Origin of the sequence: Rosettibacter primus, from assembly GCF_036860675.1 — a bacterium.
Classification (GTDB): domain Bacteria; phylum Bacteroidota; class Ignavibacteria; order Ignavibacteriales; family Melioribacteraceae; genus Rosettibacter; species Rosettibacter primus.
This window is the reverse complement of sequence record NZ_JAYKGK010000009.1, coordinates 126,486-132,836: the sequence shown is the minus strand read 5'-3', so window position 1 is coordinate 132,836 and position 6,351 is coordinate 126,486. Positions and strand designations below refer to the sequence as shown.

Sequence of the window (6,351 nt, the reverse complement as noted above, 5' to 3'; positions counted from 1 at the left end):
TGTAGACAACTGGCATTAAAGTAAGGTGTATTTTTTTAATACTAACAGCCCGAGTGGAAAAACAATTTTTTAGTAAGCCTTAGTAGCGGGGGTAGGACTTGAACCTACAACCTTCGGGTTATGAGCCCGACGAGCTACCAGTTGCTCCACCCCGCGATGTAATTTTTATCAAACTTAGGTTACAAATATATAAAAGCATTTTTGTTCTGTCAAATCTTTATTAATACTTGATACTTACTTGATACTTCCTCATATTCGTATAAAAATATTTTTACTGCAATGTTAAAATCACTTCTTATAAAAGATTACGCACTTATTGAAAATATTGAGATTCAGTTTGGGAAAGGACTTAATATTATAACTGGAGAAACAGGGGCAGGAAAATCAATACTTATCGATGCAATGGGATTGTTACTTGGTGAAAGAGCTTCTGTTGATGTAATTCGTAAAGGAGCAGAGAAATCAATTGTTGAAGGAATTTTTGAAATTACAGGCAATAAAAAAGTAAAAAAAATCCTAAAAGAATATGAAATAGAAGATAGTGATGAATTAATTATAAGAAGAGAAATTTCTATCAAAGGAACAAACAGATGTTTTATCAACGATACTCCCGTTACATTAAATGTAATAAAAGAAATTGGTGATTTGCTTGTAGATTTGCATGGACAGCATGAACATCAATCTTTGCTGAAAGCAGAAAATCATCTTGAGATGCTTGACGAATTTGCCGATATAGAGCAGCATTTAGCTGAATACAAAGAGAATATTAATATTCTTCATCAATTACAACGTGAATTAAAAGAATTACTGGAAAGAGAAAATTTATTAAAAGAAAAAAAGGATCTTTATGAATTTCAAATTAAAGAGATTGATTCAGTTGCTCCTGGTATTGATGAAGAGGAAGAATTAGAAAATGAGTTGAAAGTTCTGGAAAACTCTGAAAAGCTGCTTTCTATGTCTAATGAAATTTATGAACAACTTTACGAAAGCGAAAATTCTATACATGACCAGTTGTCCGAGGTTAAAAATAAATTAAACGAACTTTCTAAAATTGATAAATCATTTATTGAAAAAGTTAATGAACTTCAGACCGCAATTGTTATTCTTAATGAACTTTCATCTTATTTAAGAGATTATAAAAATAAAATTGATGTTGACCCGGATCATATTGAAAAAATTAGAGAAAGATTGGGAGCTTTTAATCTTCTGAAAAAAAAATATGGTGGAACAATCAAATCAGTTTTAGAACATCGTGAAAAAATTGGAAGAGAAGTTGAACTCGCAGAAAATTTTACAGATAGAATTAAAGAACTTGAAAACGAAATTTCCGACTTAAGAACGATTTGTGGTGATATAGCAAAAAGTATTTCCGAAAAAAGAAAAAGTATTGCAAAAGATGTTAAGAAAGAAGTTGAAGGAGTTCTAAAAAATCTTGGAATTAGTGACCCAACCTTCGAAGTAAGGTTTACAAATGAATTATCAGAAACGGGAAATTTTATTTTGGTTAATAATAATAAATATAAGTATAACGATAGAGGTTATGATTATGTTGAATTTTATATTTCAACTAATACCGGAGAAGATGTAAAACCTTTAATAAAAGTGGCTTCAGGAGGAGAGATATCCAGAATAATGCTTGCTTTAAAATCAGTACTTGCAAAATCAGATAAACTTCCAATTTTGATATTTGATGAAATAGATACAGGGGTAAGCGGCAGAATAGCTCAAAAAGTTGGAAAAGCTTTGAAGTCATTAGCTTCATTTCATCAAATTATTGCAATTACACATTTACCTCAGATTGCTGGATTATCAGATTTACATTTTGTAGTTGAAAAGAAAAAATTAGGTGACCGTGTTGTAAGTTCTATCAGATTATTAAATGAAGAAGAAAAAATTCGTGAAGTTGCTAAATTGATTAGCGGAGAAAAAATTACAGAAGCAGCATTAATGGGGGCAAAAGAATTAATCTCTCAAAAAAATAATTAGTGCTTTCAAACACACAAAAGCAATTTTAATTAGAAATTTCTTTTTATCAATCAAAGAGAATGTTAAATTAGTGTAACCATTAATATCAAAAGGAGTTCTTTATGAAGAAAAATATATTTATAGTAATTATTGTTATTGTAACTCTTTCACAATTTAATTTGAAAGCTCAAAGTCTTGAAGAAACCTTATCAAATTTATCATCAACTGTTGGTAAAGCTTATGTTGCTCCGGTAATTTCAGCATTTGGCTCAAATCTTAATTCAGGATGGGTTTCAAAACTTCCACCTGCAGATTTTCTTGGTTTGCATATAGATGTTAAAGTTATAGCAATGGGTTCTTTTTTCTCAAGTGATGTAAAAAAATTTAGTGCTACCGGAGATTTTTATTTTTCTGAAAGTCAGATTCAACAAATACTTTATAATTCGGGCATAACACCGAATAATATTGGAACTCAGAATTATAATAATCTTAAAAATGAATTAATGCATACGAAATTTAATGTTAATTTTTCTGGTCCTACTATCGTTGGAAGTAAAAATGAATATATGAAAGTAAAATTCCCTGGTAAGACAGTTCAAGCTGGGGGACAGCAATATACAGTTAATCCTTATGAATTATCTCTTGAAGAAGTAAAAGGATTTTTAGATGAACTTCCTGCATTTCCTACCGCAGCTGTTCAATTAACTGTTGGAACAATAGCCGGCACTTATGCCTCTTTCCGTTATCTTCCAAGTGTTGATATACAGGATATGGGAAAATTTAGCTTCTGGGGAATTGGTTTAATTCATAATACTGGAATATGGTTTAAAAATCCTCTGCCTCTTGATGTTGCAGTTGCTTTCTTTACACAAAAATTAAAAGTTGGGGATATATTTGAAAGTTCTGCTACTCAATACGGTGTTTATGCAGGAAAAACATTTGGAGGAATTGTATCAGTTACTCCTTATACTGGATTGACATTTGAAAATTCCAAAACCACGGTTAAATATGATTATCAGTCTAATGAAACAGTAAATGGTGTTCCTGTGCCTCCTACAAGAGTTAAATTTGAAATGGAAGGGGATAATAGTTCGGCATTTACAGTTGGCTTAAACATTAAACTTATTGCAATAAATATAAATGCAGATTATAAATTTGCAAAAACAAAAACTGCAAGTGCTGGTATTTCTTTAGGCTTTTGATTTATGATAGAGTTGACAATAAAAATTTATGAAAGAAACATCGATTTATATTCATATCCCTTATTGTGAACATAAATGCATCTATTGTGATTTTTATTCTATTATTACAAATAAAAATACCGGTGAATATCTTAAAGCATTAAAAAAAGAAATTAATTTTTTTGCTGATAAATATTCAAACGATAGAAAAATTTTATCAATTTATTTTGGTGGGGGGACTCCATCTTTAATGGCCCCCCCTTTTTTTTATGAGCTTATTAATTTCATATCACAAAAATTTCATTTGTGCTCTGATGCCGAAATTACTATTGAAGCTAATCCCGGTACATTGAATAAAAACAAATTAAAAAGTTTTAAAAATATTGGAATTAATAGACTAAGCATCGGCACACAGTCGTTTGACAACAATGAATTAAAATTTCTTACACGCATTCATGATTCCCAAACGGCAATAAAAACCGTAATGGAAGCTAAAGATTCTAATTTTGAAAATATCAGCATCGACTTGATTTTTAATCTTCCCAATCAAACAAAAAAAATCTGGATGAATAATTTAACATTAGCTGTCAGTCTTCCAATTAAACATCTCTCAGCATATAGTTTGATTTTAGAACCCGGAACAATATTAAACAAAATGGTAAAAGATGGAAAAGTAAAAATTCAAGATGAAGATTATGATGCAGATTTATATGAATTAACAATAGACTTTCTTACTCATAACGGCTTTATTCAATATGAAGTATCTAATTTTACAAAACCCGGATTTGAATGTGTTCATAACAATTCATACTGGAAATATAAGGATTATCTAGGATTTGGTACATCATCACATTCTTTTGTTGAAGGGAAAAGATGGTGGAATTATTCAAGCCTGAGTTTTTATTTAGAATCGATTAATAAAAAAAATCATGCTGTAGCTGGAGAAGAAATATTAACAAAAAGTCAAATGCTAAATGAGTATGTAATGCTTGCACTTAGAAGCAGTGGATTGGATACCGTTGATTTTATACGCAGATTTGGTAGCAGCTGGCTAAAAGAAAGAGAATCTTTAATACTGGAAATGATTAAAAATGGTTTTATGGGACAAGATGAGAAAAAAATAAAATTAACAGCAAAAGGCTATGCAATTTGTGATGAGATAATTAAAAATTTAGTTTGATAAAGGGGTACCATTCAGAGTCTTAATTCATGTTTACAATTTTAGGATAGAAACTTCTGAAAAAAATTGAATTGACTGTAATTGTCGCTCCTATAGGAATTCCAATGGAAGAAAGCGGGAATTAATAATGAATAGATTCCTTTTTACACAGGAATGACACATTAAATTTTTTAGATATTTTTTTGAAATGACCTGATAATCAGGTATTTGCTAATTCACTCAATAATTTATAAATTTGTGCAGTCTAATTCGCCCCTCGTGGGCGATTTTTGTTTACAGAAAATGGATAAATCAAAAATATTAGAAAAATTTGAAGAAATTGTTGCATCCGAAGGATTTTTACTCATTGACCTCGTAATTCGTGGAGATGATAGACTTCGGATAATTGAAATTTTTATTGATGGCGAGAATGCTATTACTACTGATGATTGTATGAAAGTTAGTAGATTAATCGAAAAAGCCATTGATTCTGAAAATCTGTTTAAAAATTATCGCCTCGATGTTTCTTCTCCTGGTGTAGATAGACCATTGAAATATCTTGTTCAATATAAAAAGCATATTAATAGAAAATTTGAAATTAGTTATAAAGGAGACGATAAGATTAAAAAAATTACAGGAAAACTTATTCGTATTGATGGTAATCAATTATACTTTCAAGAAAAGAACCAGGAAATAAAAATTAACTTTGAAGATATTGTTAAAGCAAAAGTATTAATAAGTTTTTGATAATGGAGGTAATATAAATGAACCCAGAAATAGTAGAATCATTCGCACAGATGGTGCGAGAAAAAAGCGTCGATAAAGATGTGCTTGCAGGTATTATTGAAGAAATATTCGGTCTGCTTGTTAAAAAGAAATATGGACCAGATGCAAGATATGATGTAGTTGTAAATATGGATAAAGGCGATATAGAAATATTTCTTGAAAGAACCATCGTAGAAAAAGTAACAGACCCAAGTACCCAGATAAGCATTGATGAAGTTAATGCTCGTGGAAATGAAGATGGTCTGGAAGTTGGCGAAGATTATGTTGAAAAAATAGAACTATCTCAGTTCGGAAGAAGATTAATAAATTTAGCAAGACAAAATTTGAATCAGAAAATACGTGAAATAGAAAAAGATATTGTTTACAATGAATACAAAAATATGATAGGTGAAATTGTAGTTGGCGATATTTATCAGGTAAGACGAAATGATATACTAATTAATCATAATAAGAATGAATTAATATTGCCTCGTTCTGAACAAATTCCACATGAAAAATATAAAAAGGGAGAATCAATAAGAGCTGTTGTAAAAGAAGTAAAGAAAACACCAAATGGACCGGTTATAATAGTTTCTCGTGCAGACAATATGTTCTTAAAAAGATTATTTGAAATTGAAATCCCGGAAATTTATGATGGTGTAATTGAAATCAAAACAATTGCACGTGAACCCGGTGAAAGAGCAAAAGTTGCTGTAGAATCTCAAGATGCAAGAATTGATGCAGTTGGAGCTTGTGTTGGTATGAAAGGTGTTCGAATTCATGCTATTGTTCGTGAACTGAATAATGAAAATATTGATGTGATAAATTATTCTGATGACCCTGCTGTATTTATTCAAAGATGTCTTGCTCCAGCAAAATTAAAACAAATTGAAATTGATGAAGATGCTAAAAAATGTGTTGTATATGCAGAAAGTGACCAGATTTCTTTAATTGTAGGAAAAGGCGGGGTTAATATTCGTCTTGCTATGAAACTTACAGGATATGATATTGAAGTAATTCGTCTCGAAAAACAACTTGATGAGTATGAAGAAGATATTGAACTTCCTGAACTTCGTGAAGAATTAGGAAGCGACATAGTGGATATTCTGATTATGAATCGCTTCGAAACAGCAGTTGAAGTTCTAAAAGCAGGAGTTGATAAGTTAAAAGAAATTGAAGGTATTGGCGAGGAAAAAGCAAAAGAAATTATTCAAATATTAGAAAATCAATTTGAAGAAGAAGATTAAAAGTAAGTTTCAAAAAATAACTTTCACAAAACTT

General features: G+C 30.2%; 5 protein-coding genes and 1 tRNA gene. 5 read left to right on the top strand and 1 reads right to left on the bottom strand.

Annotated elements, in window-relative coordinates:
• Nucleotides 1–83: 83 nt before the first annotated feature.
• Nucleotides 84–156: transfer RNA gene (locus VJY32_RS11670), tRNA-Met, on the bottom strand.
• 123 nt (nt 157–279) lie between these two features.
• Between VJY32_RS11670 and recN the strand changes: the two genes are divergently transcribed.
• The 5 genes from recN to nusA all read left to right on the top strand — a co-directional run bounded on the left by recN (nt 280) and on the right by nusA (nt 6,317).
• Nucleotides 280–1,986, top strand: coding sequence for a DNA repair protein RecN (gene recN, locus VJY32_RS11665; RefSeq protein ID WP_353678095.1), 1,707 nt, complete (start codon nt 280–282; stop codon nt 1,984–1,986).
• A gap of 101 nt (nt 1,987–2,087) precedes the next feature.
• Entirely contained in the window at nt 2,088–3,167 is a 1,080-nt protein-coding gene (locus tag VJY32_RS11660) for a DUF6588 family protein (RefSeq protein WP_353678094.1), read from the top strand.
• 28 nt (nt 3,168–3,195) lie between these two features.
• Nucleotides 3,196–4,326: a radical SAM family heme chaperone HemW gene (gene hemW / locus VJY32_RS11655; protein WP_353678093.1), complete on the top strand. Its 1,131-nt coding sequence runs from the start codon at nt 3,196–3,198 to the stop codon at nt 4,324–4,326.
• A gap of 282 nt (nt 4,327–4,608) precedes the next feature.
• On the top strand, nt 4,609–5,052 hold the full coding sequence (gene rimP, locus VJY32_RS11650) for a ribosome maturation factor RimP (protein WP_353678092.1): 444 nt from the start codon (nt 4,609–4,611) through the stop codon (nt 5,050–5,052).
• A gap of 17 nt (nt 5,053–5,069) precedes the next feature.
• On the top strand, nt 5,070–6,317 hold the full coding sequence (gene nusA / locus VJY32_RS11645) for a transcription termination factor NusA (protein WP_353678091.1): 1,248 nt from the start codon (nt 5,070–5,072) through the stop codon (nt 6,315–6,317).
• The last annotated feature ends 34 nt before the right edge of the window (nt 6,318–6,351 follow it).